Consider the following 24,536-nt stretch of genomic DNA (forward strand, 5'->3'; position numbering starts at 1 on the left):
CATACGAACAGCCCGCCCCACAGCCCGGCGAACGCGCCATTCACCAGCAAGACCCAGTACGGCGCCGCCGGCCACCAGGCGATCTCGGCAGCCCACAGCCCGAACGGCAGCGCGCCGAGCAGCAAGCGCAGCGGCCAGGCAAGCGCGCTATACCGCGCCAGCAGACCTGCGGCAAACAGCCGCTCGGGCCGCCTGGCCGCAAACCACGCAGCCCACAGCCCGATCGTCGCGCCCCAGCAGCGCGCGCATACTGCCATTGGGAAGCCCAGCAGCACATACGACTTTGCCGGCGTCGGGCAAACGTAGCGCGAAAGCAGGTCGCGCGCGAGCGCGCCCGAGTCGGCCAGCAGCGGCAGGCGCGTCGCCTGAAACAGCGGCGCAATCAGCGGCCCGAGAAACAGGATCGCCAGCAGCACCCGCAGCGGCCACAGCGGCCAGCGCGCCGGCGCCGCCGGCACATGGCCGAATGCACGCGTGTAGCTCATGCGCGCCCCCACCCCTCGGCGCGCAGGCGGCGGCGCACGCGCCAGAGGATCAGCAGCTTCTCGAGCAGCGGCACATACGCGCGGTGGCCAAACACGTCGAAATTGGCTGCTACGATCTTATCGAGAATGCCGCGATAGATCGCCGACGCAGCTGCGATCGCCAGCTGGCCGTCGGCCTGCAGCAGCCCAATGCCGGGCCAGGCTTCGTCGTACAGCTGGTGCGCGCGCGCGATCTCGAAGCGCATCAGCTCGCGAAACGCCTCGTCGCGGCGGCCATTCAGAATATCGTGGTCGGTCAGGCCGAAGCGCGCCAGGTCTTCGAGCGGCAGGTACACCCGGCCGCGCCGGGCATCCTCGCCAACATCGCGCAGGATGTTGGTGAGCTGCAGCGCCACGCCCAGGCTGATCGCATACTTCGTGGCGCCCTCGCGGTAGCCGATGATATGCATCGAGATCAGGCCAACCACCGAGGCCACGCGGTAGCAGTACAGCCACAGGTCGTCGAACGTGGCGTAGCGGCTGACCGTCAGGTCCATCGTAATGCCGGCCAGCAGCTCGTCGGGCAGGTAGCGCGGCACGTCGTAGCGCACCACCGTATCATTCCAGGCCAGCAGCACCGCGCTATCGGGCGGAGGCTCGGGCGCGTGCACCCGCGCGACCCAGGCCGCCAGCGCCTGGGTCGCGTTCAGCGACGAGTTATCGACAATATCGTCGCTAATGCGGCAAAATGCGTACAGCGCGCGAATCGCGGCGCGCTTATCGGGCGGCAGCAGCTGCGTACTCAGAAAAAAACTACGCGAGTGTGCCCGCGTAATCTCGACACACATCCGGTATGCGTCAGGGATCGGCATCGCTGGGCATGTGGGCCGCGCCACCTCGGTACGCTGCGGTTGTTCGTGCTCGGCGAGCCGCCGCAGAGTAGCCAGTAGCGCCGAAGCTTCGCTGTGCGGTACCTCGCGTTCGCTGTGTGTGAGTGGTATCCAACCAGGCGAATGACTAAGCGACACGCACGACTCCTTCCTTCCAAACGGCACGTGCGCCGTGGCGGTCCCAAGAGATTATATAGCGTTTAGCGAAGCTCTTCGCTGATTATACGCGACTTTGGTACAATTCGGATGTGACGCCTGGCGCCGATATGCAACCACCCCCTTCCTCGGGCATGAGAAAGGGGGTAAGGGCGTGTGATAGCCGAATGGGCTTAGTCGGGCGTATAGGCTCTCAGCGCGTGTCGCGCTCTTCGCCATTCGACGCGGTGCTCCGCGTCAGCAGCACCCCAACCATGTCGACGAACTCGCGCGCGTCGTGGCCCAGGAATGTGCCTGGAACCGAGGCGCACAGCTCGGGATTGACATTAAACACCCGGCCGCCATAGCCGAACTGCACGTCGGGGAATGTTTGCTGCAGCGCCCTGCCAACCGCGATAAGCTCGCTGGCGGTTTCCATCGTCGAGGCCGAGATGCACACCAGCGACGGGTTGACCCGCGTCACCGTGTCGAGCAGGTCGGCCAGCGGCACCTGCGGGCCGAGGTACACGACATTCCAGCCGCGCCGCACCAGGAACAGCGCCGACATGAGCAGCCCCAGGTCGTGCAGCTCGCCCGGCGCGCACCCCACGATCACCGTCGCGCGGTGGCTGCTGCCCTCGAAGACGTTCATCAGGCCAGAAAGCTTGCGGCGCACAAACTGGGTAGCGAAGTGCTCGGCCGCGACATTGATCTCGCCACGGTGCCAGCGCTCGCCGACCTCGACCATGGCCGGCTGGATCACTTCAAGCAGCACTTGCTCGAACGGGTAGAGCGAAAACGCCTCGCTGAGCAGCTGCTCGCTGTGCTGCAGGTCGAACGTGGTCAACAGCTGCAGGAACTCTTCAAGCAGCCGCTCGATCGAGCGCGAAGTCGTATTGCTCGCCGGCTCGCCGGCTGTCTCGTCAAGCGAGTTCGTCAGCAGCATCACGGCATGGCTGATGTTCACGCCCTCGGCCGTGCGATCGCGCAGCCAGCGAATGATCGCCATGTCGTGCTCGGAATACAGCCGGTGGCCGCCGGCGGTGCGCTGCGGCCGCGGCACGCCATACCGGCGCTCCCAGGCTCGAAATGTATCGGCGGGGACGCCCGTCTCGCGCGCGACCGCCTTGGTATTAAATACTGGTGCCGTTGAAAGTTGCGTCAGGAGTGGTGATTGGGCCATACGTGTACTCTATAGCGTGGGCGTTTACAAGCTCTCAGTGTATCACGTCGCACAGAGTACGTCAATCAATTGCACAACCCCGATTCAGAATCTAGAGCAGACGCGCCGCGGCGACGCTGCGGATCGGCGGCAGATCCTGCTTAACAACCTGCCAGCTGCGGCCCCGATCGCTGCTGATCAACAGCTGCCCAGCCTGGCCACCGGCAAACGCGACGTCAACATGATAGCCGGCCGGGGCGAGCACATCCAGCATGCTCTCGGCCTGCACGCTGCTCCAGCTGGCGCCATTGTCGTCGCTACGCGCGACCCCGCCGCCGGCCGCCGCCAGCAGCAGCGCCGGCTGCTTGCCAGGCAGCGCGGCGAGCGGCCCACGCGCGGCCGGCGCGCCATGAAGCGGCTGCCAATCGTGCTCGGCCGGGCCGAACGCATAGAGGCGCGCGCCGGACACCGCGTAGAGCAGGCCGGGGGTTTGCGGATGCAGCGCCAGCCCGCCAACCGGCGCCGGCAGCGGGCCACCCAGCCGCGCCCAGCTCTCGCCGGCGTCCTCGCTATGCAGCACCTCGGCGCCGGCCGCTACGTACAGCTCGCGCGGGCCGGCCACCAGCGCGCCAAGCCCCGCCGCGCCAACCGAGCGCGCTTCCCAGCTCGCCCCGGCATCGCGGCTGGCAAACACGGCATCATCGCCAAGCGCGAACACCTGCCCAGGCGCCTGCGGCTGCCCCACAATCGCCGCAGCCGCCCAGCCGAACAGCGGCTCCCAGCTTTGGCCGCCGTCCTGGCTGCGCTGCACGCCCAGGCCCTCAGCCGAAGCCAGCACCGTCAGCGGGTTATCGGGCTGCGCCCACACCGCGCGCAGCGCGTGCCCGCGAAACGGCTGGCCGATCCGCAGCCAGCGGCCGATCTCGTTGGGGTTGCTGAACAGCACCAGCCCGTCGTCGGTGCCTACGAACAGGAGCCCTGCCTTGGCCATAGCTTTCCTCCACCATCCGGCTCATCGCCATACGCGCTTCAAAGAAATTGCTACAGCAGCGCGCCGAAGCGCTCGAAGAAATCGGGGAAGGTTTTGGCCACTGCCTCGGCGCCGCCGATCCGCAGGCCGTCAATCTTCAGCCCGGCCACCGCAAAGCCCATAGCCATGCGATGATCGTAGTGCGAGTCGATCAGCGCGGGCTGCCGCCAGCCTGGGGCGATCGTCAGGCCATCGCGGCGCTCGTCGACCTCGACGCCGAGCTTGCGCAGCTCAAGCGCCAGCGCCGCGATCCGGTCGGTTTCGTGGTGGCGAATCAGCTCGACATTCCGGATGTTCGTCGGCCGGTCGGCGAAGGGCGCGAGCGCGGCCAGCGTGATCGCCATATCCGGCAGCTTGCTCATGTCGGCGTCGACGCCGCGCAGCTGCGCCGGCCCACACACTTCGACCCAGCCGTCGCCGGCGCTAACGCTGCAGCCCATCTGCGCGAGCACGTCGAGAAATGCGATATCGCCCTGGATCGACGCGCGCGTCAGGCCCGCCACGCGTACGCGGCCGCCGGTCGCGGCTGCGGCGGCAAAGAAATACGAGGCATTCGAGGCATCTGGCTCGATCTGGTAATCGCGGGCATGGTAGCGCTGGCCCGCGCGCACCTGAAAGCGCTCATAGCCCTGGCACGTGACGCGCGCGCCGAAATCGGCCATCATCGCGGTGGTGATGTCGATATACGGCGTCGCGGCCAGCGGCGCGCTGAGCATCAGGTCAACGTCGCGCTCGGCGTAGGGCGCCACCATCAGCAGCGCCGAAAGAAACTGGCTGGTTTTATCGGCTGCGAGCCTGGCCGCGCCGCCGCGCAGCCCACAGGCCTCAAGCGCGATCGGCAGCCCGCCGTGATCGCCCAGGCTGTGGCAGTACGCCCCGAGGTCGTTCAGCGTGGCGATCAGATCGGCCATCGGGCGCTGACGCATGCGCGCGTTGCCGTCGATCAAGTAGTGGCCCTGGCCCAGCGCGGCATATGCCAGGAGAAAGCGCGCGGCAGTGCCGGCAAGCTCGACCCACAGCTCGGCCTGGGTCGAGGGCGGGCCGCCGCCGACGCCATGCACCCGTACTTGCGCGGCGGCCTGGTCGGCGTCTACCGCCACGCCCAGCCGCCTCAGGCCCTCCATAAACCAGTGGCTGTCGTCGCTGAACAGCACGCCGTCGAGCTGCGAGATGCCGCCAGCCAGCGCGGCCAGCAGCAGCGCGCGGTTTGTAATGCTCTTCGAGCCGGGCACGCGCGCCACTGCGTCGATCGGGCGCCGCGCCACAGGCACCGTCACTACTGTCACACTCATTCTCTCTCTTTCTACAGATGCCACAGAGCGACGCGAGCCACGCGCTCAGGCCGGCACTGCCATGTGAAACATCACCAGGCCGTACTGCTGCTCGTCGAGAGTGCGCAGGCCGTGCGTGGCGAAGCGTGCCGAAAGCTCGCCCGCCGGCCAGAAGACCACGCCGCCGCTGCCAAGCAGCCCCTGAACCGCGCGCCCCGGCGCCGTCGCAGCGCGCGCAAGCGTCATAGCCACGAAGCGCCCGTCGGGGCGTAGCGCGCGCCGCACCTCGGCCAGGCAGCCGTCGAGGTCGCCGATCTCATTCAGCGAGCCGCCGATCGCCACGCCGGAAGCCTGGCCCGCCAGCACCGGCAGCGCCTGGGCGCTGGCGCGGGCATAGCTGATCGGCAGCCCGGCATCGCGCGCGAAGCGCCGCGCCTGCGCCAGCATGGGCAGCGAGTGATCGACCCCCAACACATGGCCGGGAGCGCCGCGCAGGGTGCGCGTCAGCGCGCGCGCGTACAGCCCGTTCGAGCAGGCCACATCAAGAAACAGCCCGCCGCGCTGCGGCTGCATGAGATCGACCATCAGCGGCAGCTCGCGCCGATACGGGAAAGCCTCGCGGCTGAGCAGCGTCAGCGCAAACGGGCGCCAGCCGCGCTCGTAGATCCACGCGGTCAGCGGCCACTCGTTGGTTACCTGGGCAGGGGTTGGTGGGCGGGGCGGCCCTAAAAAATCGGCAATGCCCTCGCGAATCGGGAAGATCGCCTGGCAGCCGGCGCAGGCCAGCTCACCTTCGAGGATCTCGCCAAGCGCGTCGCGGCGATCGTGCCGCAGCGCCAATGCCGCGCGGCAGGCCGGGCAGCCGAGAAACGGAAGCGCGTCGGTATACACAGGCACTCATCATAGCTCGCCGTCGTGCAGCACCTCGGCGCGGATGCGCTCGGGCTGGAGCTGGCCGCTGGCGATCAGGTCGAGGAACACATCGAGCATATCGGGATCAAACTGGGTGCCGCGCGCGGCCTTCAGCCGGCGGATCGCCTCGTCGTCGCTCAGCGCCGCGCGATACGGCCGGTCGGTAGTCATGGCGTCGTAGGCGTCGACGATCGTAATGATCCGCGCGCCCACCGGAATCTCCTCATCCTTCAGACCGCGCGGGTAGCCGCTGCCGTCCCAGTACTCGTGGTGCGCCAGGATGATCGGCTGCACATCGCGAGCGAAGCGCATCTGCGAAATAATCTGCGCGCCAATCTCGGGGTGGCGGCGCATCTGGGCGGTTTCTTCGGGGGTAAGCGGGCCGGGCTTGCGGATGATCGCCTCGTCGACGCCGATCTTGCCAATATCGTGCAGGATGCCGCCATAGCGCACCGCGCGCACCTCACTGGGCGCCAGCCCATACGCCAGAGCCAGGTGCTCGGAGTACGCCCGCAGGCGCCGCAGGTGCCCCTCGGTATAGGCGTCCTTGGCCTCCACCGCTGCGGCCAGCATGAAGATGACTTTTTCGGTATGCTCGAGCTGGTCGGTCAGGCGCTTGAGGCGCAGCTGCGAGCGGATGCGCGCGCGCAGGATGCTCTGCTCGAACGGCTTGGTAAGGAAATCGTCGGCGCCGGACTCAATGCCGCGCGTGCGATGCTCGCGGTCGTCGAGGCCCGTCAGCATAGTGATCGGGATGAGGGCGGTGCGCTCGTCTTCCTTCAGGCGCTGGCACACGCTAAAGCCATCGAGCTCCGGCATCGTCACATCGAGCAGGATCAAGTCGGGCGGCTCTTGCTGAACGCGCTCGAGCGCTTCGCGGCCATTCGCAGCTGTTACAACACTATACCCCTCGCGTGTAAGAAAACGTGTTAAAACGTCAACAATTGAGGGTTCATCGTCAACGACGAGAATTTTGGCAAACATATCGAACAGCCTCCTCGCGATCGGGCCAAATTGTCGCCAAATGGCTGAAATAATGCTCTGGCCTCGGTGAAGGCAGTTTTCCGGGGCAAACTACCAGGTACATTCGTATAACGACGCTAACAGTATAGCATATGTTGTCGATCGTCCGACCAGCCGGCACGCTCAATCGAGCGTTCGTAGGCGCGGCGGCGGCGCCAAACCGCCGGCCAGCACAAACGCGTCCATCGCGTCAATCAGCGCGCGCACATCGATCCCGCGCACGGCGGGCGGCAGCGCCACCAGCTTGGGCCGGCTTTTCTCCCAGTTGCGCCGCAGGCCGCGCGGGTTGCCACGCTGCCAGTGTACCAGCGCCGCAGCCGCCTGAATAATGCCTTTGAAGAAGGTTGAATCGGGCTCGGACGAGCGCATCCAGCACTGCTCCCACTGCTCGTGCGCGTGCCAAAACTCGCCGGCGTTGAACAGCCGGATGCCCTCGCGGTACGCCTCTGCGTCGTCATGTTCGAGCATGGTTCAAACAGCCGCTATTCGGCTTCCTCAAGCTACGCGTTTTTGCCCGCAGCAGCATGGCACTGCTCCATCTTCCGGGTTTTTCTGCGCGGAGCGCGAAAAAACCGCACGCAATACACAGGCTAGTGCCGCTCTGCCGAAGGCTGAGCGCGCCAGCTGCGCCAGCCCTAATGATAGCCCGTGCAGCGCTAGGCCGCAACACCAGAGATGAAACTTGGCGCTGTGCCGTTAGTAGCGCGCAATCGCCGGGTCGACGCGGATCGACCACTCGTTGATTCCGCCGAGCATATTCGCCACGCGCCCGAAGCCGCGCTGGCCGGCCAGGAACGCGGCCACTTGGGCGCTACGCCCGCCGTGATGGCAGAAGAACACGATCTCCTGGTCGGCTGGCAGCGTGCCGACCCACTCATTCGCCCGGCTTAGCGGCAGCAGCTCGGCGCCTTCGATCCGCGCCACTGCGTGCTCGTGCGGCTCGCGCACATCGATCAGCCGGAAGTCGTCGCCGCGCTGCAGCTTCTCGTGTACCTGCTCGACCGTGAGATTGGCATACTGGGCCATACTGTCTTCTCCATGCGAATCAAAAAGAGCTACCCGAAAACACGCCGGGTAGCTCTTAGCGTCTGTGTGAAAAGCGGGACGGCCACTCGCCTGAAATGAAGCGCGAGGGGCCTGTTTCAGACAGGCTCCCTAGCAGCCTGCCAGGCAAGTGCTAACCGTGGCCGCAGTGGCCGCAGCCGCCGCCGGCGTAGCCGTTATCGTAGCCGTCGTACTCTTCGGCCGCCTGCTCGTCCTTCGCGCGGAACGAGTGGCCGCAGCCGCAGCTCGCGACTGCGTTGGGGTTGTCGATCTTGAACGCGCCGGCGAGCATATTATCCTGCTGGTAATCGATCGAGGCGCCGCGCAAGTAGTTCGCGCTGATCGGGTCGACGATCAGCTTGAGGCCGAAGGCATCCCACGTGGCATCGCCCTCGCGCACCTCGTCGTCGAACGTCATACCATATTGCAGGCCCGAGCAGCCACCGCCCGACACAAACACGCGCAGGCCGTAGCCAGCTAGCTCTTTCTCGCCCATCATCGCCTGCAGGCGCTTCGCGGCGGTCGCGCTAATCGCTAGCAGCGGCGCCGGCGCCATGACGGAATTCACACGGATCAGATCCTGCTCGATCACTGCCATAACACTGCCTCCTCGTGGGGCTCTTGTTCGCTAACCGGCCACAGTATACCAGATATTCACTAGTTTTGCTAGAGCTTTCTTTCGTATCTCAGCCGCCCAATTGCGACATCCCGCGCAGCGTTGGCAGCACATGCTCGGGCAAGCCGTGGCCCCAGGGTTTGAGCGCCACCGCGTGCCGCACAATCTGCTCGACCTGCTCGGGCGTAGCGCCGCCGCGAATCGCCGCGCGCAGGTCGACTTCGTCGTCGCGCAGCAGGCACAGGTGCAGCCGGCCGTCGGCGGTCAGGCGCATGCGGTTGCAGGTAGCGCAGAACGGGTCGCTCACCGCGCTGATAAAGCCAAGCTTGCCGCGCGCGCCGGGGATGCGGAAGCGCCGCGCCGAGTCGGCGGCGGCGAGGCCCAGGCTTTCGAGCGGGCCGTGGATGGCCTCGAGCCGCGCGATCAGCTCGGTGCTCTTTACCACGCCATCCTCGGCCACGTCGGCCACGCCGGTAAGCGGCATCACCTCGATAAAGCGCATCTCCCAGGGGTAGGTGAGCGTCAGCGCGGCCAGCTGCGGTACTTCTTCGTCGTTCAGGCCGCGCACCACCACCGCGTTGAGCTTGATCGGATGCAGGCCTACCCGGTCGGCGGCGGCGATGCCCTCCCAGACCATCTCGAGACGGCCGCCGCGGGTTATCTGCCGGAACTTCTGCGGGTCGAGCGTGTCGATGCTGATGTTCACCCGGTCGAGGCCGGCGTCTTTCAGCGGCTGCGCCAGCTTACCCAGCCGCAGGGCGTTGGTGGTGAGCGCAATATGCTCGATCCCTGGCGTGGCCTTGATCGCCGCGACGATCTCGACCAGGTCGGGGCGCAGGGTTGGCTCGCCGCCGGTCAGGCGGATCTTACGGAAGCCGGCGGCGGCGGCGGCGCGCACCACCAGCAGCAGCTCATCGCTCGTCAGCAGCTCGGGGCGCGGCACGAACTGCATGCCCACGGCGGGCATGCAGTAGACGCAGCGAAAGTTGCAGCGATCGGTAAGCGAGATGCGCAGGTAGTCGATCCGCCGGCCGAAGGTGTCCTGAGCCGGCGCGCTGGTGTCGTAGCGCGGGATGGGGGCGCGCGCCTCGGGTGTATAGAGCGGGATCGTCGTCGTTCTCAGCTCTTCATTCAGCATACGCAGCCCCCTTGATGTCGGCTTCGTGTATGGCGCTCCGCGCCACCAGAGCACAGAAAAACAAATACCTCGCTGCCGCAGCCAGCGCCGGGAGGCGCGCAGCTCGCTAGGCGTACTCCATCACGCTGACGCGGGCCGCCAGCTGCTGGGCGATCTCGCGGAACACGGCCGCGTATGCATCCGGCTGGTCGCTGGTAGCGGCCGGCTGGCCGGCGTCGCCGCCAGAGCGCACGCTCATGCCAAGCGGGATCTGGCCCAGCAGCGGCACGCCGAGCTGTTCGGCCAGGCGCGCGGCCCCGCCGGTGCCGAAAATATCGTAGCGCGTGCCGGTATCGGGGGCCACGAAATAGGCCATGTTCTCGATCACGCCGAGCAGCGGCACATTCACTTTCTTGAACATCTCCATGCTCTTGAGCACATCGAGCGTGGCCACCTGCTGCGGCGTCGTCACCGTCACCGCGCCGGTGAGGCCGGCATTCTGCAGCGACTGCGCCAGCGTCAGCGCGATATCGCCGGTGCCGGGCGGCATGTCGATGATCAGATAATCGAGCGGCGCCCACTCGACCTGGTAGAGAAACTGGCGTAGCAATTGCGATACCATCGGGCCACGCCAGATCACCGGCTGGCTATCGTCGACGAGAAAGCCAACCGAGATCATTTTGATGCCGTAGGCTTCGATCGGCTGCATGCGCGGCTGGCCATCGGGGCCGCTAGTGGCCAATGGCGTCTGGCCCTTGGTGCCGAGCATCAGCGGGATCGACGGGCCGTAGATGTCGGCGTCGAGCAGGCCGACGCGCGCGCCCTCCTGCGCCAGCGCCACCGCCAGGTTCACCGCCACGGTGGATTTTCCCACGCCGCCCTTGCCTGCCGAAACCGCGATCACGTGGCTCACGCCGGGGATGGCGGCTTTGTCGAGAATGCCGCCGCGCGGCCGCACCGTGGCGCTGAACTCGATCGCTACGTCGGCCTTTGGCACACCGGCCACGCGCTCAAGCGCGGCCTCGCACTCGGCCTGGATCTGATCTTTCAGCGGGCAGGCCGGCGTCGTCAGCTCGACGGTGAATGCTACCCGATCGCCTTCGATCTTGAGGTTCTTAATCATCTTGCGCGAAACCAGGTCGCCGCCTAGCTCGGGCTCTTCCACTGTGCTGAGCGCCCGCAAAACCAGCTCTTCGGTGACCCTCGCGCTACTTCCGCGCGAAAACAGCCCCATCATTTACTCCACGTTACAAGGGCGCTGATGCGCCCAAGATTCGCGCTGAACATGCCAGTCCAACAGCACCTGCGGCAGCTTCTGTGTACAGCTTTCCCGCGCTCCGTATGGTACTGCGCTTTCTTTGTGCTGAGAGCCTGTTGGCGGGCTCGCCTTTGGCGCCACCAGTGGCGGCTTTGTCTCCTTTTGCTGAGATGTTGGCGCAAAGCGCCAACATCTCAGCACCATCCATGAAAAAGCACCGCTCTGCCGAAGGCAAAAACGCGCACCGCGTAAGTCCTGGATAGTATCGCTCTGCCGAAGGCTGAGAGCGCCAACTGCGTAAATCCTGCCTATTATACCACGGTTTAGAAAGTAAACACTATCGAAAGTCGGCAGAGTAGGTGCCGTCAAAGTCCGGCGCTGTTTGCCCTTTCTCGCTGCCCCTACCTGCGCGGGGCCAGAGGCCGGCACAACGGGCTTTAGCGGCGCGCCTCCTCGCCGGTAAGCAATTCGGCAACCGGCTGGCCGCCGCGCAGGTGGCGCTCGACGATCTGGCGCACGGCGGCGGGCGTGAGCCGCGAGTAATGGTATGGGCCAGGCCAGATCGTAAGGTTCGGCGCATAGTCGCAGCGATCCTGGCAGCCGCTGACGCGCACATCGACGGCGCCGTCGATCTGGCAGGCCCACAGCGCGTCCTCAAGCGCGCGCAGCAGTGCGTCGCGCCCTTTGGGCGTGCAGGTCGATCCGCCGCACACATACACCCGGTATTGCTTTTCGTCGCTCATGGCTGGCTTGTGTCTCTCGCGCTGCCGGTTGAGATGCGCATTGTACCACATGAAAATTCGAAGGCCGGGCCGGCGCTGCTATTGTGGCAGCGCCGGCCCGGCCAGGCAGGTCAAACGGCCAGGGCTACTTCATGCCGGTCAGCTCGCGGCCGAGCAAGCCCAGCAGCACGGCATAGGGCGTGCCGGCGTTCTCGGGGTGGTACTCGAAGCGCGCCCGCTCGAAGTGCTGCGTCAGGTACTGCTGCCCGTTGGTCGGGTTGGTCTCGACGGTAGCCTCGGAGAGCGGCAGGCCGAACAGCGCCAGGCTCTCGTTGAAGCTCTTGCCGGGCCGTCCGTCGAACTCAAGGCCATGGCCGGCCCAGTAGTCCCAAAACTCAGGCGCAATCGCGTGGCCAGTCTCGGCGAAGTAGTGCGGCGCGCTCGGGCTGGCCTTCGGGAAGGTCTGCCAGTCGCGGCCCTGCACGCCCAGGCTGCCCGCGCCAAGCCGGCCCAGCAGCACGTCGTAGGGGCGCGCGTTCTCGGGGTGCAGCTCAAGGCGGTTGCGCTCAAACAGCTGGGCCTGCACCGTCTGGCCCTCAACCTTCTCGGCGGTCTGGTCGGTGAGCGGGTAGCCAAACACCGGCAAGCCACCGTTCTGATCCCAGTACTCGAGGATGCGCCCGCACACCTGGTGGCCGGTCTCGGGGAACTGGCGGCAGCTGCCGCCCTGCGGCGGCGCGGGCGGCGGCGCGGCCTGGCCGGCATGATACTTGTCGCTCCACTCCTTCGTGAGCCGCAGGTACAGGTCGCCATACTGCTGGCTCGGCTCGATATGCGAGCCCTCGAAGAACTCATTCCAGCTCGTCACGATCACGCCCGCAGCATTGCGGTCGATCGCCGTCTGCCAGGTGCCGCGGTAGTAATCGCCATTGGCGCGGTCGCGGCGGTGGCCATTGCGGATCTTGATGTCGTCGTAGCCGGGCATGACCGTGGCGATGAACGGCTTACTGGAACCATGCGACGAGTTGTAGCGATCGAGCCGGCCGCCGTACGACGCCATCGCCGCGCCGGGGCGGGCCTCCCAGCTGATGTCGAAGTAGTACAGCGCGTCGTACACGTCGAGGTAGCCAAAGTTATCGGTACCGCCAAACCAGTACTCGTCGTGGTTCGGGTCGGCGCGGCCGCGCAGCGCCTGCCAGGTGCCCACGTCGCCCAGCGACGGCGGGTTGAACCAGTAGACTGCGGGCTTGCCCTGAAAGCGGAAGTACGCCGGGCTGCCCATAAAATCGCGCCGCAGCACATCGAGCGCGGCAGCTAGGCCATCGACCGTGCGCATGGCCGGGTCGAACGCGGCCGACTGATCGGGAATGATCGCGACCTTGATGTCGCGCCCGCTACCTTCGACCAGCTGGAGCAGGCGGCGGCAGCGCTTATTCAGCCGATCCTCGTTCGGGCCGTACCAGGTACAGATCAGCGCATCGATCCCGGCGTCGGCGGCCTGCTGGATGTGCCGGCGCAGGGTCGCCTCGTCGCCGCCGCTATAGGTTGGCGCGGCCACATCGCTCATTTTGTCGTAGCTCCAGTCGCCCGGCTCGTACCACGGATAGTAGAATGCCATCACCGGGCGATCGGAAGCAGCCCGCGCCGGGGTAGTGGCGTGCGGCGCCAGCAGCGCCAGCGCGCCGACCATCAACACGGCCCAGATAGCTGCGCGGTGTCGACGAACACGCATAATTCCTCCTCAGGCAGGGCCATACGGCACCTGACATATCTTGAACCAGAGCGCCAGGACATGCGCGACGCGGCAAGAAGCGAGGAGCGGTGAGGAAGCAATTTGCGGGGTATCAGGGAAACAGGGGAAACCAGGCAGGCCGCGCGCCAATGTTCTGCTGCTCTGCCGCCGCCTGAGCGCGACGTTACAGGTATGATACCAGGCCCGGCGCCTGCATGGCAATAGCCCACGGGTACTAGAATCGACGCGTATGTGCTACAATGGCTGGCGCATAGCGGTATTGCACGCGGCACGTGCGCTGAGCTTGGCCATGGATCAGCACCCTACAACACACACAATCGGCACCCCAGCCTGGCGCTGGCTGCTGGCGCTCGCGCTCGCGTTCGCGCTGGCCGCCTGCGGCTTCGACCCAACCAGCACGCCGGTGCAGGGCCAAGCTGGCGGCGGCGGCCTTTCGCCCGAGCTGGTAGCGCAGAACTTTTTCGACGACCTGAGCGCCGCGCTGAAGGATAAGCAGATCAGCAACGACACCAAGCGCAGCAAGTGGGTCGACCAGCTGGCGAGCTATTTTGCGCCGGCCGAGCGCGACGACATCAAGGTGGCGCTCAGCACCGCGCTCGACACGTACGTCGACGGGTTGGGCAAGCTTGGCACAAACGAAGCGATCACGCTCGACGTCAAATACGATCGCATCGAGACGATATCGGAAGACGGCAACCGCGCGCTGGTGCGGCCGATCAACGGCAGCATCTACCTGCTGATCACACGCACCACCGAGACAGGCGCAGTGATCACGCTGTGGGAGCAGGACGACCCGCTGAACAAGATCATTGGCAACGCCGACGGCGCGGTTCCGGCCGTGCGGATCGGCCGCACATGGTTTCTCAGCGAGGGCTGATACCAACTTGGCTTGATTCCTGACACTTTGGTGGGGGTTTGGCGGCTTCGCCGCCCCCATTTTCGTATTGTGTTGCACGACGTGGCGAAGCCACGTCGTGCAACACAATCTAGAAGTGATCAAGCGAACAGCGTATGACACGCCACGCGCCAACCGAACGTGGTACAATAGCCGGCACGACTGCCGCGACTGCTCGCGCGGCGCGTAGCGGCCGGCGCATCACGGCCGCAACAGCCTCCACGCAATGATGGGCGCTTCGCTCGAACACCAGCGCCAACATGATCTCACACAGGCGCACGCCCAGGCGCTCGCTCGGCAGCACGAGCAACGCAGCCTCCGCCAGGTCGCTGCGCTTGCCCAGCTCGACTGCCTGCGCGGCGTCGCGCCCGAGCACCTGGCCCAGATCGCCGCCATGAGCGCGCTGCGCGCGTTCGTGCCCGGCACGGTGATCCTGCACGAGCGCGCGCCTTGCGAGTTCGTCTACCTCATCCTGCGCGGCACCGTCAGCCTGGCGCTGCACGACCGCGGCGGCCAGAAGGTGCTGATCGGCATCCTCAACCGCGGCGACTGCTTTGGCGAGGGGCCGCTGTTTGGCGACCTGTTCCGCGGCGCCAGCGTCACCGCCGAGACGATCTGCTACCTGCTGCAGATCCCGCGCAGTCAGCTGCGCACGCTGCTGCCCGAAGCCCCCGAGCTCGCCCAGGCCCTGCGCTCAATCTACCGGCATCGGCTCGTCGAAAGCACACTTGGCCAGGTGCCGCTGTTTAGCCGGCTCTCGCCGTTCGAGCGCTCGCGGCTGGCCGCGCTGCTCCAGCCCGAACACTACCCGCGCGGCGCCACGATCATCCGCGAGGGCGAGCCGGGCCAGGCGCTGTATGTGATCGAAGAGGGCCAGGTGGTGGTGGCGCAGGGCGAGCAGACGATCGCGCACCTCGACGAGGGCAACTTCTTTGGCGAAATGGCGCTGCTCGATAAGCTGCCGCACAACGCCGACGTGCGCGCGCTGACGCCCGTGGAGGTGCTGGCGCTGCCCGCCGCCGACTTCGCCGAGCTGCTGCGCCAACAGCCGGCGCTGCTGGTGCAGCTGAAGGATGTGGCCAACCAGCGCCGCGCCGACAATGCCGCAATCCGCACCAACCACGAGCGCACCCAGGAGCTCAACGCGGCGATCCAGCGCGGGCTGCTGCGCGGCACGCACGTGCTGGTGCGCGACCCGGCGCGCTGCGTCGAGGGATGCAGGCTTTGCGAGGAAGCCTGCGCGGCACGCTTCGGCGCCACGCGCATCACCTTCAACGGCGTAATGCTGCACAACCTCGACGTGACCAACTCGTGCAGGCAGTGCCGCGTAGGCGCCGAGTGCGTCGAGGCCTGCCCCGAGAATGCCATTCAGTGGAACGACAACGGCGCGCTGGTGGTGACCGACCAGTGCACCGGCTGCGGCGCGTGCGTGCCAGCCTGCCCATACGACGCGGTTCAGCTCGTCGCAGACAAGGGCGCGCACAGCTCGCCGCTCTGGGCTCTGTGGCGCCAGATCAAGCACCTCCGCCACCCCACTATCCCGCTTCAAGCCAGCCAGCCGCCGCAGCGCGCCAACAAGTGCGATCTGTGCCACGGCCACAGCGACATGGCCTGCGTCAGCGCGTGCCCAACCGGCGCGCTGCGGCTGATGCCGGTCGAAGAGCTGTTCTCTTTTTAACTACACGAGTTACGCGGTGGGGGTTCGGGCGCGGCAAAGCCGCCCCGAAAACTTCTTTATGGCTGGTCGCGGCCACGGAGTGGCCGACCAGCCAAAAAGAGTGATTTCTGGAGGGCTTGCGCCCTCCAGAGCCTCCCACGCGCGAGGACACCGCATAACTCGTGTCATTTAGGATTGCTATAGTACCAAACGCATGCGCAAAAGAGTACTCTGGTGGTATTCCGGGCCAGCGCCCAACGGCGTATACTGCGCCAGGGAATACTTGAGCACAGGTGAGGAATGGGCCGCCAGACACTGCTCGAATCGCTGCTGCAACTCCTATTTCCCGAGCGCTGCGCCGGTTGCCGGCAGCTTGGGTCGCTGTTCTGCCAGGCGTGCCAGGCCCGGCTCGCGCCGTACATCCCCGATGCGCGGGCGCGGCCGGCAAGCCTGGCGCAGGTGCATATCGCCTACAGCTTCGAGCCGCCGCTGCGCGAGGCCATTCACGTGTTGAAGTACCTCAAGGCGCGGCGTGTCGCCCGGCCGCTCGGCGAGCTGCTGGCCCGGCATATTGCCGCGCAGCCCTACGCCTTCGACGCAGTGGCCGCCATCCCGCTCCACCCATCCCGCCAGGCTGCGCGCGGCTTCAACCAGGCCGAAGCACTGGCCCGCGAGGTAGCGCGAGCGCTCGCGCTGCCGCTGATCGACGGGCCGCTGGTGCGCCTGCGCGACACCGCCCAGCAGGCCACCCAGGCCGACACCCGCGCCCGCGCCGAGAACATGCGCGGCGCGTTTGGCTGGCGCGGCGCGCCGCCGCCACGCCGCATTGTGCTGGTCGACGATGTATACACCACCGGGGCGACCATGAACGCCTGCGCCGAGGCGCTGCGCGCGGCAGGCGCAGAGTCGGTGCAGGCGCTGGCGCTGGCGCGCAGCCGGCTTAGCTAGCAGCCGCCCCAAATTTCTTAGAAGCTGTTTGAAAGGTGGTTTGGAGGACTTCGTCCCTCCCAGCTTTCACTTTTCTGGCGGGTGGCGGCCACGAATGTGGCCGCCACCCGCCAGAAGAAGTGCGAGGGGCTATGCCCCTCGCGCACCCTTTTCAAACAGGCTCTTATTGTGTTGCACGACGTGGCGAAGCCACGTCGTGCAACACAATCTATACCTGATCAAGCGAACAGCGTATCAGACGGCTTCTAAAAATACAAACCGAGAGCCGCCGTGCAAACGGCGGCTCTCGGCGTTTGGTTCTCGGTTCTGCCAGGCTGCTACCAGCGCCCCTGGCCAGGCACCTGGGTGCCGAACACACTCGGCGGCAGCTTGAAGCCGTGCGCCTCGAGCCGCGAGGTAAAGCGCGGGCGCGTGCCGGTGGGCTTCAGCTCGGTGATCAGCTTGCCGTCGGCGGTTTTACCCTTCACCTCGAGCACGAAGATATCCTGCAGCACAATCACGTCGCCTTCCATGCCCTGCACCTCGGTAATATAGGCGATCTTGCGCTGGCCGTCTTCCAGGCGGCTTTGCTGCACGATCAGATCCACCGCCGAGGCCACCTGCTCGCGGATCACCTTGAGCGGCATGTCCATCCCCGCCATCATCGCCATTGTCTCCATGCGCGCGCAGGCATCGCGCGGGGTGTTGGCGTGCAGCGTGGTGAGCGAGCCGTCGTGGCCGGTGTTCATCGCCTGGAGCATGGCCATCGTCTCGCCGCCGCGGCACTCGCCGATCACGATCCGCTCGGGGCGCATACGCAGCGAGTTTATCACCAGGTCGTTGATCGACACCCGCCCCGAGCCGTCGATCTCGGCCGGCTTGGCCTCGAGCCGCACCACGTGATCCTGGCCCAGCTTCAGCTCGGCGCTGTCTTCGATCGTGACAATGCGCTCGTCCTCGGGGATGAAGTTCGAGAGCACGTTGAGCAGCGTCGTTTTGCCCGAGCCGGTGCCGCCCGACACGACGATATTCAGCCGGCTCACCACGCAGGCGCGCAGAAACTCGGCCATCTGCTCGGTCATCGAGCCGAAGCGGATCAGGTCGGCGACCTCGAGCTTCTTCTTCGAGAACTTGCGGATGGTGATCGTCGGGCCATCGATCGAGCAGGGCGGAATGATCGCGTTGACGCGCGAGCCGTCGGGCAGGCGCGCGTCGACCATGGGCCACTTGCGATCGATGCGCCGCCCGAGCGGGCGGATGATCCGGTCGATCACCTTGAGCACGTGGTCGTCGTTGGCGAAGCGCACCGGCGTGAGGCTGACCTTGCCGCGCTGCTCGATATACACCGTGTTCGGGCCATTCACCATCACCTCCGACACCGACTCTTCGCGCAGCAGCGGCTCGATCGGGCCAAAGCCGAATAGCTCGTCGGTCACCATTTCGTAGAGCTTTTTCAGCTGGCCCTCGCTCAGGCTCACACCGCTCTGGCGATAGTAGTTGGTGAAGCGGTCCTGCAGCATGCGCTCGGACTCGGCATTGCGCTTGAGCTCGGTCTGGTTGCCAAGCGAGCCCTGAATGCGGTCGACGATCCAGAGCGACAGCTCGAGCACGCGCTGGTCGGTGGCGGCGCCAACCTCGGCGGCAGGCGTAGCGCTGGCCACGGGCGCGCCAGTGACGGCAGAAACAGCCGGGCGCGGCTCGGGCGGCGCCGGCGCGCGCGGCGCAACCGGCTCGGGCGCGGGTATGGCTGCGGCCGGCGTAGCCTGAGCCGGCGGATCGTTGGGCTGCGGCACGCCGCCAAGGCGCTTCAGTAATGACATGGGAAGACTCCTCTCAGAGTTGTAGTAGTTCGTTGCGTACTACGCGGCGCGTAGCGCTGCTCAGCCGAGCTTCACAAAATACGCCTCGCAGGCGCGGTCGATCAGCTCCTTCGACATTGCCGGCGCCACGCTGCGATACTTGGCCTCGTCGAGGATCTGGTCGCATAGGTCGCGCGGGTGGCAGGCCCGCAGGTCGCGGCGTACCTTGATGTAGTGCTCGTGGATCAGGTAGCGCAGCCCATCGTCGCTATACGGGATCTGCTTGGCGCGGCAGACGAGCTTGAAGATCTCGCGGTACTCGTCGGGCGTGGGGTTGCCGACCTCGATCTTATGACGAATTCGCCGCAGGAAAGCATCGTCGACCAGATCCTTGGGGGCCAGGTTGGTCGAGAAGACGATCAGCACGTCGAAGGGCACCTCGAGCTTTTTGCCCGTCTGCAGCGCCAGATAATCGACCTTCTTTTCGAGCGGCACAATCCAGCGGTTCAGCAGATCTTGCGGGCGGCACTTCTGGCGGCCGAAGTCGTCGATCAGAAACAGGCCGCCGTTGGCCTTCAGCTGGTAGGGCGCCTCGTAGACCTTGGCGATCGGGTCGAAGATCAGCTCGAGCTGCTCGAGGATCAGCTCGCCGCCAACCACCACCTGCGGCCGGCGGCACACCAGCCAGCGCCGATCGGGCTGCGGCGGCGCGGCTGCCAGCGGCGCGGCGCCGAATGGGCGGGCCGGCTCGGGCGCGGGCTGGGCCGGCAGCTCGACAGCGCGGTGGATCAGCGGGTCGTACAGCTTGATAATCTGGCCATCGATCTCGACGGCATACGGGATCATCACGTGGCCGCCGAGCATGTTGGCGATCCCCTCGGCGATCGTCGTCTTGCCGTTGCCGGGCGGGCCATACAGAAACAGCGAGCGCGCCGAGTTGGCGGCCGGGCCGATCTTATCGAACATATGCTCGTTGATCACCAGGCCGCTGAAGGCCTCGCGCACTGTTCGCGCGTCGACCACCAGCTCGCCCATGGCCTGGCGGCGCACCATCGCGACGTACTCGGCCAGCGGCACCGGGGCCGGGCCGGCGTACTGCGAGCGGTCGAGCACCTCGTTTACCTTCACGCGGCCCTTCGCCGCAACCACATACTGAAACGAGCGCTCGCTGAAGCCGCCCTGTGCGCCGATTATGTCGACATACTCTTCGAGCTTGAGAAATTCGAGCACTTTGTCGAGCACGCCGAGGAACGGCAGCTTGGTAGACTCGGCGATCTGCTGGCCGGTGATATTGCCGTGGAAGTACACGGTCTTCAGCACGAGGTCGGTCAGGAAGCCCATGCCGAGGCCGGTCTCGTCGATCGTGGTGGGCTCGGGCGGCAGCTTGGGCAGCGGCGGCGGCGCGGGCGGGCCGGCGGCCGAGGTAAACTCGCGCAGCATTGGCGTGCTCATGGCTGCTCCTTCACCGCCGGCGCCCACGGCACCGGCCGCACGTCGGCCATCGCGTCGAGCGGGCTCAGCATCACAATATGCCGGTAGGAGACCAGCAGAAACGCGCTGTGGTACAGCAGCGACTCGCTGGCTGCGTCGTAGACACGCGCGTCGGTAACTGGCAGAAAGCGCGAGGTATCTTCGCTCAGATCATCTTTGATGCGCTTGTCGGGCCGCACATACACCTGGCCGACGATCACCTGATCCACTGTGCGGATCAGCGCGGGCAGGGTATCTTTCGCAACGCGCGGGGTATAGAACTTCCCTTTTTCATCAAAACGCATGTCCATGACGGCTCCTCGCTGCTTGCCTGAATGGGGCAAAGCGCCTGCGGGCACAACGCGCGCAGAACAAAAATCCGGGCATCGCTTTCGACGCCCGGTGTTCAGTATAGGCTTTCGCGCGCGCCAGATCAATAGTACGGCAGAGCTACTTAGCATTAGGAGACATGGCGGCCGCGAGGTACTACTCTTGGCCGTTTGGCCCAACGAGCGCCTCGGGGGTGTCGGCCGCGAGCATGGCGGCGAAGCGGCTGCCGGGCCGGGCCATCAGCTCGCCGGGCGGGCCATCCTCGGCGATCCGGCCGTCGGCGATCACCACTACGCGGTCGGCCGAGCGCGCCAGCGACAGCCGGTGCGACACAATCAGCGTGGTGCGGCCGCGCATCAGCCGCTCGAGCGCCTCGATGATCAGCGCCTCGGACTCAGGCTCGACTGCGCTGGTTGGCTCGTCGAGCAGCAGCAGCGGCGCGTTTGTCAGCAGCGCGCGCGCCACCGCCAGGCGCTGCTTCTGGCCGCCCGAGAGCTTGACGCCGCGCTCGCCCACGAGGGTATCGTAGCCTTCGGGCAGGGCCGCCAGGAAGGCGTGGGCATTGGCGGCGCGCGCGGCGTCTTCGGCCTCGGCGCGGCTGGCGTCGGGGCGGCCGAAGCGCAGGTTTTCAAACGCCGAAGTATTGAACAGAAACGTCTCCTGCGCCACCTGGCCGATCTGCGCGCGCAGTGAGGCGAGCGTCACCTCGCTCAGGTCGTGGCCGTCGACAGACACGCGGCCGGCGTCGGGATCGTACAGGCGCGCCACCAGCGCCAGCAGCGTCGACTTCCCGGCGCCCGAAGGGCCGAGCAGCGCCACGCGCTCGCCCGGGCGGATGTGCAAGCTGATATCGTGCAGCACCGGCCGGGCCGGGTCGTAGCCGAAGCTGACGCGCTCGAAGCGGATGTCGCCGCGCAGTGGGGCGGGCAGGGCACGGCTGCCCGGCGCGTCGGCGATCGACACATCGGCGTCGAGCACCTCGAAGATGCGGCGGCCGGCGGCTGCGGCCTGCTGCAGCAGATCGTTGATATTCACCAGGTCGTCGATCGGGCCGTAGAAGTAGCGCCCGTAGCCGCGGTAGGCCAGCAGGCCGCCGAGGGTAAACTGGCCGCGCATGATAAACCACACGCCGCCGCCCAGCATCAGCACATTGCCGAAGTTGGCCACCCAGCGAATAAGCGGGAACACGCGGTTGCGCAGCATCACCGCGCGCACCTGCTGGCCGTACAGCTCGCGGCCGATGCGCTCAAGCGCTGCCGCGACGCGGCGATCCTGGGCGAAAGCCTGGATCACGCGCACGCCGTTGATGTTATCGCTGATCTGTGCGCTCAGCTCGCCCAGGCGGCGGCGCGCCGCGCGATAGACCGGGCGCACGCGGCGGTTGTAGCGCATCAGCAGCAGGCCCACCAGCAACATCGGCAGGAGCACAATCAGGCCGAGCGCCGGCTGCAGCGCGATAAAGATCGCGGCCACGCCGAACACGCGCAGCGCATTGGCCACCACCGAGTCGGTGCCGCGGATCAGCACATCCTGCACGCTCTCGACATCGGCGGTGAGGCGCGCCAGCAGATCGCCGGTGCGGCGCTGGGCGAAATACGCCGCCGACTGCGACTGGAGCTTGGCGTGCATGCGCAGGCGCAGGTCGAGGGTCAGCTGCTGGCCCGCGCGCTCGAGCAGGACGCCGCGCACCGCCGAGCACACCTGGCCAAGCCCAAACACCAGCACCAGCACCGCCAGCTGCCAGCCGATGTACGTCCAGTCGCGCTGGGCCAGCCCGATATCGACGACCTGCTGCCAGACGAGCGGCGGGTACAGCTCGGCGGCCACCGAAAGAATCAGGCATGCCAGGCCGGCGGCGACGGTGGTGCGGTACGGCAGGATAAGCGAGTAGAGCCGGCCGAGCGTGCCAGGCTCGCGTTCGGTTGAGGGATGCGCGTTCTTCATGGGCTATCCATCCAGTCGGCACATGGCGGCAGCGGCGAGCATCGCTGCAGAGAGCAAGCCGCTACTGTGTTCGCCAGCGGTACACCAGCGCGCCGCCGACGCCCAGCAGGCACAGGCCGGCGCACAGCAGCAGCGTCTCGGAGACGCCGATCACATTCGAGAGCGAGCCGATCAGAAAGCCGCCAATCGGCGTGCTGCCGGCGAACAGCAGCATATACAGGCTCAGCACACGGCCGCGCAGCGCATCGGGCACGGTGAGCTGCAGCAGCGTATTGGCGCTGGTGGAGAACAGGATGCCGGCAAAGCCCAGCGCCACCAGTAGCCCGCCCGAAAGCGTGAAGTTGGTGGAAATCGCCACCAGGCCCAGCAGAATGCTAAACACAATCGAGCCGCCGATCAGCCGCCGCACCGTCACCTGGCGGGTGTAAGCGGTGCTGAGCGCGCCGACGAGCGAGCCAAAGCCCAGGAACGCCGAGAGCCCGCCGTAGCCAGCGGCGCTGGTGTGCAGCACAAAGCCCGAGAGCAGCGGCAGCACCACGCTGAAGTTATAGCCAAACGTGCCGATCGCCGCCACGACGATCATCACCAGCAGCACCGCGGGCGTGCGCCAGACATATGCCAACCCCTCGAGCAGGCGCTGGCCCATGTTACCAGCCGGCGCGGGCGGGGCAACCCACAGCGCGGCCGGGTCGATCATCAGCAAGCCCGCCAGCACGGCCACAAAGCTCACCGCGTTGGCGACCAGCACCAGGGCAATACCGGCGAGCAGGTTGCTCGCGCCGGCGATCATCAGGCCGGCGACGGCCGGGCCGACGATCCGCGCGCCGTTGAACAGCATCGAGTTGAGCGCCACGGCGTTCACCAGGTGCTCGCGACCCACCAGCTCGACGACAAATGCCTGGCGCACAGGGTTATCGATCGCGGTAATGATCCCCTGGAGCAGCGCCAGCACGTACACGTGCCAGAGCTGAATCGCGCCGCTGGCCACCAGCGCGGCAAACAGCGCCGCCTGCACCAGCGCCGACACCTGTGTGATCGTCACCAGCCGGTGCTTCGACCAGCGGTCGGTGATCACACCGCCCACCAGCGAGAGCAGCAGCACCGGCAGAAACTGCAGCGCGGTGACCAGCCCGAGAGCGAACGGCGAGTGTGTAAGCTGGAGCACCAGCCAATCCTGGGCGGTGCGCTGCATCCAGCTGCCCGTCTGCGAGATCAGCTGGCCCACCCAGAATAGGCGGTAGTTGCGCACCTGCAGCGCGTGAAAGCCGCGCGCCAGCCGGCCAAGCACGCCAGCCTCCGGCCGCGCCTCGGCAGCCGGCGCCGGCGATTTAACGTTCGTCAACCGCATTATCTTCTTCCTGTATCAGCACGCGGCGCAGCGCGGGCAGAGCCACGCGGATGGCCGCACGTTCATGGTCGTTCAGCTGCGCCAGCAGCGGCGCCAGCCGCTGCAGCGCCTGCGATTGGGCGCGCTCGTAATGCTGCCGCCCGTGGTCCGTAAGTTGCAGCAGCGACTGGCGCCGATCACGCGGGTCGGGCTCGCGGGTGATCCAGCCACGGCCGACGAGCACCTGCACCAGCTCGCTCATCGACTGCAGGCTGACGCGGCGCCGCTTGGCCAGCGCGCTGAGCGTCAGCGCTTCGGCCGCCAGGTACGCCAGCACCCGAAACTGCGGCATGGTCGTGTCGTCGCCGGCTTCGCGCCGCACCTCGGCGGCGACGATCCGGTTCAGCAGCGGCAGCACGCTCAGCAGCTCTTCGGTTGTCTCCATCGTACTATCAATCGTCATGGCATATCCTCAAGTTACCTGATAATAAGGATACCTGATGAATTTTTATTTGTCAAGCCGCGAGGCTTATAGCAACTTCGTTTGATCACTGTTGTTTTGCGCTGCGCTGCCCAGCTTTGCCGGGCAGCGCAGCGCAAAAAAGAATAGGAGTTATTCGCTGTTGGCTTGATCACGTATCGATTGTGTTGCACTACGTGGTGTCGCCACGTAGTGCAACACAATAAGAAATTTGGGGGCGGCTTCGCCGCCCCAAACCCCCACCGTTTGTCCTACAGAAAAGAACACCCCCGCTCCCCATGCGGGAGCGGGGGTGGCACAGCAGCGATT

General features: G+C 66.4%; 23 protein-coding genes. 3 read left to right on the plus strand and 20 right to left on the minus strand.

Features of this window, described 5'->3' with window-relative positions:
* The 14 genes from U0177_RS23370 to U0177_RS23435 all read right to left on the minus strand — a co-directional run.
* Positions 1–485, minus strand: a 485-nt coding sequence (locus U0177_RS23370; RefSeq protein WP_409573083.1) for a DUF2085 domain-containing protein, incomplete at its 3' end; no start/stop codon positions are given.
* Positions 482–1,336: a phytoene/squalene synthase family protein gene (locus U0177_RS23375; RefSeq protein WP_409573084.1), complete on the minus strand. Its 855-nt coding sequence runs from the start codon at positions 1,334–1,336 to the stop codon at positions 482–484. The genes U0177_RS23370 and U0177_RS23375, both read right to left, overlap by 4 nt.
* Before the next feature lie 367 nt (positions 1,337–1,703).
* Complete coding sequence (locus tag U0177_RS23380) at positions 1,704–2,672, minus strand: MerR family transcriptional regulator (RefSeq protein WP_409573085.1); 969 nt, start codon at positions 2,670–2,672, stop codon at positions 1,704–1,706.
* Between the two features lie 91 nt (positions 2,673–2,763).
* Positions 2,764–3,642 (minus strand): hypothetical protein, encoded by an 879-nt coding sequence (locus U0177_RS23385; RefSeq protein ID WP_409573086.1) that lies wholly within the window; start codon positions 3,640–3,642, stop codon positions 2,764–2,766.
* 50 nt (positions 3,643–3,692) lie between these two features.
* The gene (gene aroA / locus U0177_RS23390; protein WP_409573087.1) at positions 3,693–4,973 is read right to left on the minus strand and encodes a 3-phosphoshikimate 1-carboxyvinyltransferase; all 1,281 of its coding nucleotides are present in this window, start codon (positions 4,971–4,973) and stop codon (positions 3,693–3,695) included.
* 45 nt (positions 4,974–5,018) lie between these two features.
* Complete coding sequence (locus U0177_RS23395; RefSeq protein ID WP_409573088.1) at positions 5,019–5,843, minus strand: methyltransferase domain-containing protein; 825 nt, start codon at positions 5,841–5,843, stop codon at positions 5,019–5,021.
* Between the two features lie 9 nt (positions 5,844–5,852).
* Positions 5,853–6,848, minus strand: coding sequence for an HD domain-containing phosphohydrolase (locus U0177_RS23400; RefSeq protein ID WP_409573089.1), 996 nt, complete (start codon positions 6,846–6,848; stop codon positions 5,853–5,855).
* 162 nt (positions 6,849–7,010) lie between these two features.
* Positions 7,011–7,355, minus strand: coding sequence for a DUF309 domain-containing protein (locus tag U0177_RS23405; protein WP_409573090.1), 345 nt, complete (start codon positions 7,353–7,355; stop codon positions 7,011–7,013).
* Positions 7,356–7,583: 228 nt separating this feature from the next.
* The gene (locus tag U0177_RS23410; RefSeq protein ID WP_409573091.1) at positions 7,584–7,913 is read right to left on the minus strand and encodes a rhodanese-like domain-containing protein; all 330 of its coding nucleotides are present in this window, start codon (positions 7,911–7,913) and stop codon (positions 7,584–7,586) included.
* 151 nt (positions 7,914–8,064) lie between these two features.
* The gene (locus tag U0177_RS23415; RefSeq protein ID WP_409573092.1) at positions 8,065–8,529 is read right to left on the minus strand and encodes a HesB/IscA family protein; all 465 of its coding nucleotides are present in this window, start codon (positions 8,527–8,529) and stop codon (positions 8,065–8,067) included.
* Positions 8,530–8,617: 88 nt separating this feature from the next.
* The gene (gene moaA, locus U0177_RS23420; protein ID WP_409573093.1) at positions 8,618–9,685 is read right to left on the minus strand and encodes a GTP 3',8-cyclase MoaA; all 1,068 of its coding nucleotides are present in this window, start codon (positions 9,683–9,685) and stop codon (positions 8,618–8,620) included.
* A gap of 106 nt (positions 9,686–9,791) precedes the next feature.
* The gene (locus U0177_RS23425; RefSeq protein WP_409573151.1) at positions 9,792–10,898 is read right to left on the minus strand and encodes an Mrp/NBP35 family ATP-binding protein; all 1,107 of its coding nucleotides are present in this window, start codon (positions 10,896–10,898) and stop codon (positions 9,792–9,794) included.
* A 461-nt stretch (positions 10,899–11,359) separates the two neighbouring features.
* Positions 11,360–11,665: a (2Fe-2S) ferredoxin domain-containing protein gene (locus tag U0177_RS23430; RefSeq protein ID WP_409573094.1), complete on the minus strand. Its 306-nt coding sequence runs from the start codon at positions 11,663–11,665 to the stop codon at positions 11,360–11,362.
* Positions 11,666–11,789: 124 nt separating this feature from the next.
* Positions 11,790–13,376, minus strand: a complete 1,587-nt coding sequence (locus U0177_RS23435) for a glycoside hydrolase family 99-like domain-containing protein (protein ID WP_409573095.1) — start codon at positions 13,374–13,376, stop codon at positions 11,790–11,792.
* A 310-nt stretch (positions 13,377–13,686) separates the two neighbouring features.
* Between U0177_RS23435 and U0177_RS23440 the strand changes: the two genes are divergently transcribed.
* From U0177_RS23440 to U0177_RS23450, 3 genes are all read left to right on the plus strand, one after another.
* Positions 13,687–14,274 carry a hypothetical protein gene (locus tag U0177_RS23440; RefSeq protein WP_409573096.1) on the plus strand — a complete coding sequence of 196 codons (588 nt, stop codon included), beginning with the start codon at positions 13,687–13,689 and terminating at the stop codon, positions 14,272–14,274.
* A gap of 244 nt (positions 14,275–14,518) precedes the next feature.
* Complete coding sequence (locus tag U0177_RS23445; protein WP_409573097.1) at positions 14,519–15,970, plus strand: cyclic nucleotide-binding domain-containing protein; 1,452 nt, start codon at positions 14,519–14,521, stop codon at positions 15,968–15,970.
* A 279-nt stretch (positions 15,971–16,249) separates the two neighbouring features.
* On the plus strand, positions 16,250–16,897 hold the full coding sequence (locus U0177_RS23450) for a ComF family protein (protein WP_409573098.1): 648 nt from the start codon (positions 16,250–16,252) through the stop codon (positions 16,895–16,897).
* Between the two features lie 317 nt (positions 16,898–17,214).
* Here U0177_RS23450 and U0177_RS23455 read toward each other — a convergent pair whose 3' ends face one another.
* From U0177_RS23455 to U0177_RS23480, 6 genes are all read right to left on the minus strand, one after another.
* Positions 17,215–18,696, minus strand: a complete 1,482-nt coding sequence (locus U0177_RS23455) for a CpaF family protein (protein WP_409573099.1) — start codon at positions 18,694–18,696, stop codon at positions 17,215–17,217.
* A gap of 60 nt (positions 18,697–18,756) precedes the next feature.
* Positions 18,757–20,115 carry an AAA family ATPase gene (locus U0177_RS23460; protein WP_409573152.1) on the minus strand — a complete coding sequence of 453 codons (1,359 nt, stop codon included), beginning with the start codon at positions 20,113–20,115 and terminating at the stop codon, positions 18,757–18,759.
* A gap of 8 nt (positions 20,116–20,123) precedes the next feature.
* Entirely contained in the window at positions 20,124–20,456 is a 333-nt protein-coding gene (locus tag U0177_RS23465) for a hypothetical protein (protein WP_409573100.1), read from the minus strand.
* Between the two features lie 175 nt (positions 20,457–20,631).
* Positions 20,632–22,419, minus strand: a complete 1,788-nt coding sequence (locus tag U0177_RS23470) for an ABC transporter ATP-binding protein (protein ID WP_409573101.1) — start codon at positions 22,417–22,419, stop codon at positions 20,632–20,634.
* 61 nt (positions 22,420–22,480) lie between these two features.
* Complete coding sequence (locus U0177_RS23475; RefSeq protein ID WP_409573102.1) at positions 22,481–23,767, minus strand: MFS transporter; 1,287 nt, start codon at positions 23,765–23,767, stop codon at positions 22,481–22,483.
* The gene (locus U0177_RS23480) at positions 23,748–24,209 is read right to left on the minus strand and encodes a MarR family winged helix-turn-helix transcriptional regulator (RefSeq protein ID WP_409573103.1); all 462 of its coding nucleotides are present in this window, start codon (positions 24,207–24,209) and stop codon (positions 23,748–23,750) included. The genes U0177_RS23475 and U0177_RS23480 overlap by 20 nt, the downstream gene beginning before the upstream one ends.
* Between the last annotated feature and the right edge of the window lie 327 nt (positions 24,210–24,536).

This window comes from Kouleothrix sp., assembly GCF_046328425.1.
In the GTDB taxonomy this organism is placed as follows: Bacteria; Chloroflexota; Chloroflexia; order Chloroflexales; family Roseiflexaceae; genus Kouleothrix.

Bases quoted from the DNA above. Each gene is read 5' to 3' on its own strand.
- U0177_RS23375 (WP_409573084.1), bottom strand. From the start codon at position 1,336: ATGCCGATCCCTGACGCATACCGGATGTGTGTCGAGATTACGCGGGCA.
- U0177_RS23380 (WP_409573085.1), bottom strand. From the start codon at position 2,672: ATGGCCCAATCACCACTCCTGACGCAACTTTCAACGGCACCAGTATTT.
- U0177_RS23385 (WP_409573086.1), bottom strand. From the start codon at position 3,642: ATGGCCAAGGCAGGGCTCCTGTTCGTAGGCACCGACGACGGGCTGGTG.
- aroA (WP_409573087.1), bottom strand. From the start codon at position 4,973: ATGAGTGTGACAGTAGTGACGGTGCCTGTGGCGCGGCGCCCGATCGAC.
- U0177_RS23400 (WP_409573089.1), bottom strand. From the start codon at position 6,848: ATGTTTGCCAAAATTCTCGTCGTTGACGATGAACCCTCAATTGTTGAC.
- U0177_RS23405 (WP_409573090.1), bottom strand. From the start codon at position 7,355: ATGCTCGAACATGACGACGCAGAGGCGTACCGCGAGGGCATCCGGCTG.
- U0177_RS23410 (WP_409573091.1), bottom strand. From the start codon at position 7,913: ATGGCCCAGTATGCCAATCTCACGGTCGAGCAGGTACACGAGAAGCTG.
- U0177_RS23415 (WP_409573092.1), bottom strand. From the start codon at position 8,529: ATGGCAGTGATCGAGCAGGATCTGATCCGTGTGAATTCCGTCATGGCG.
- moaA (WP_409573093.1), bottom strand. From the start codon at position 9,685: ATGCTGAATGAAGAGCTGAGAACGACGACGATCCCGCTCTATACACCC.
- U0177_RS23425 (WP_409573151.1), bottom strand. From the start codon at position 10,898: ATGGGGCTGTTTTCGCGCGGAAGTAGCGCGAGGGTCACCGAAGAGCTG.
- U0177_RS23430 (WP_409573094.1), bottom strand. From the start codon at position 11,665: ATGAGCGACGAAAAGCAATACCGGGTGTATGTGTGCGGCGGATCGACC.
- U0177_RS23435 (WP_409573095.1), bottom strand. From the start codon at position 13,376: ATGCGTGTTCGTCGACACCGCGCAGCTATCTGGGCCGTGTTGATGGTC.
- U0177_RS23440 (WP_409573096.1), top strand. From the start codon at position 13,687: ATGGATCAGCACCCTACAACACACACAATCGGCACCCCAGCCTGGCGC.
- U0177_RS23445 (WP_409573097.1), top strand. From the start codon at position 14,519: ATGATGGGCGCTTCGCTCGAACACCAGCGCCAACATGATCTCACACAG.
- U0177_RS23450 (WP_409573098.1), top strand. From the start codon at position 16,250: ATGGGCCGCCAGACACTGCTCGAATCGCTGCTGCAACTCCTATTTCCC.
- U0177_RS23455 (WP_409573099.1), bottom strand. From the start codon at position 18,696: ATGTCATTACTGAAGCGCCTTGGCGGCGTGCCGCAGCCCAACGATCCG.
- U0177_RS23460 (WP_409573152.1), bottom strand. From the start codon at position 20,115: ATGCTGCGCGAGTTTACCTCGGCCGCCGGCCCGCCCGCGCCGCCGCCG.
- U0177_RS23465 (WP_409573100.1), bottom strand. From the start codon at position 20,456: ATGGACATGCGTTTTGATGAAAAAGGGAAGTTCTATACCCCGCGCGTT.
- U0177_RS23470 (WP_409573101.1), bottom strand. From the start codon at position 22,419: ATGAAGAACGCGCATCCCTCAACCGAACGCGAGCCTGGCACGCTCGGC.
- U0177_RS23475 (WP_409573102.1), bottom strand. From the start codon at position 23,767: ATGCGGTTGACGAACGTTAAATCGCCGGCGCCGGCTGCCGAGGCGCGG.
- U0177_RS23480 (WP_409573103.1), bottom strand. From the start codon at position 24,209: ATGACGATTGATAGTACGATGGAGACAACCGAAGAGCTGCTGAGCGTG.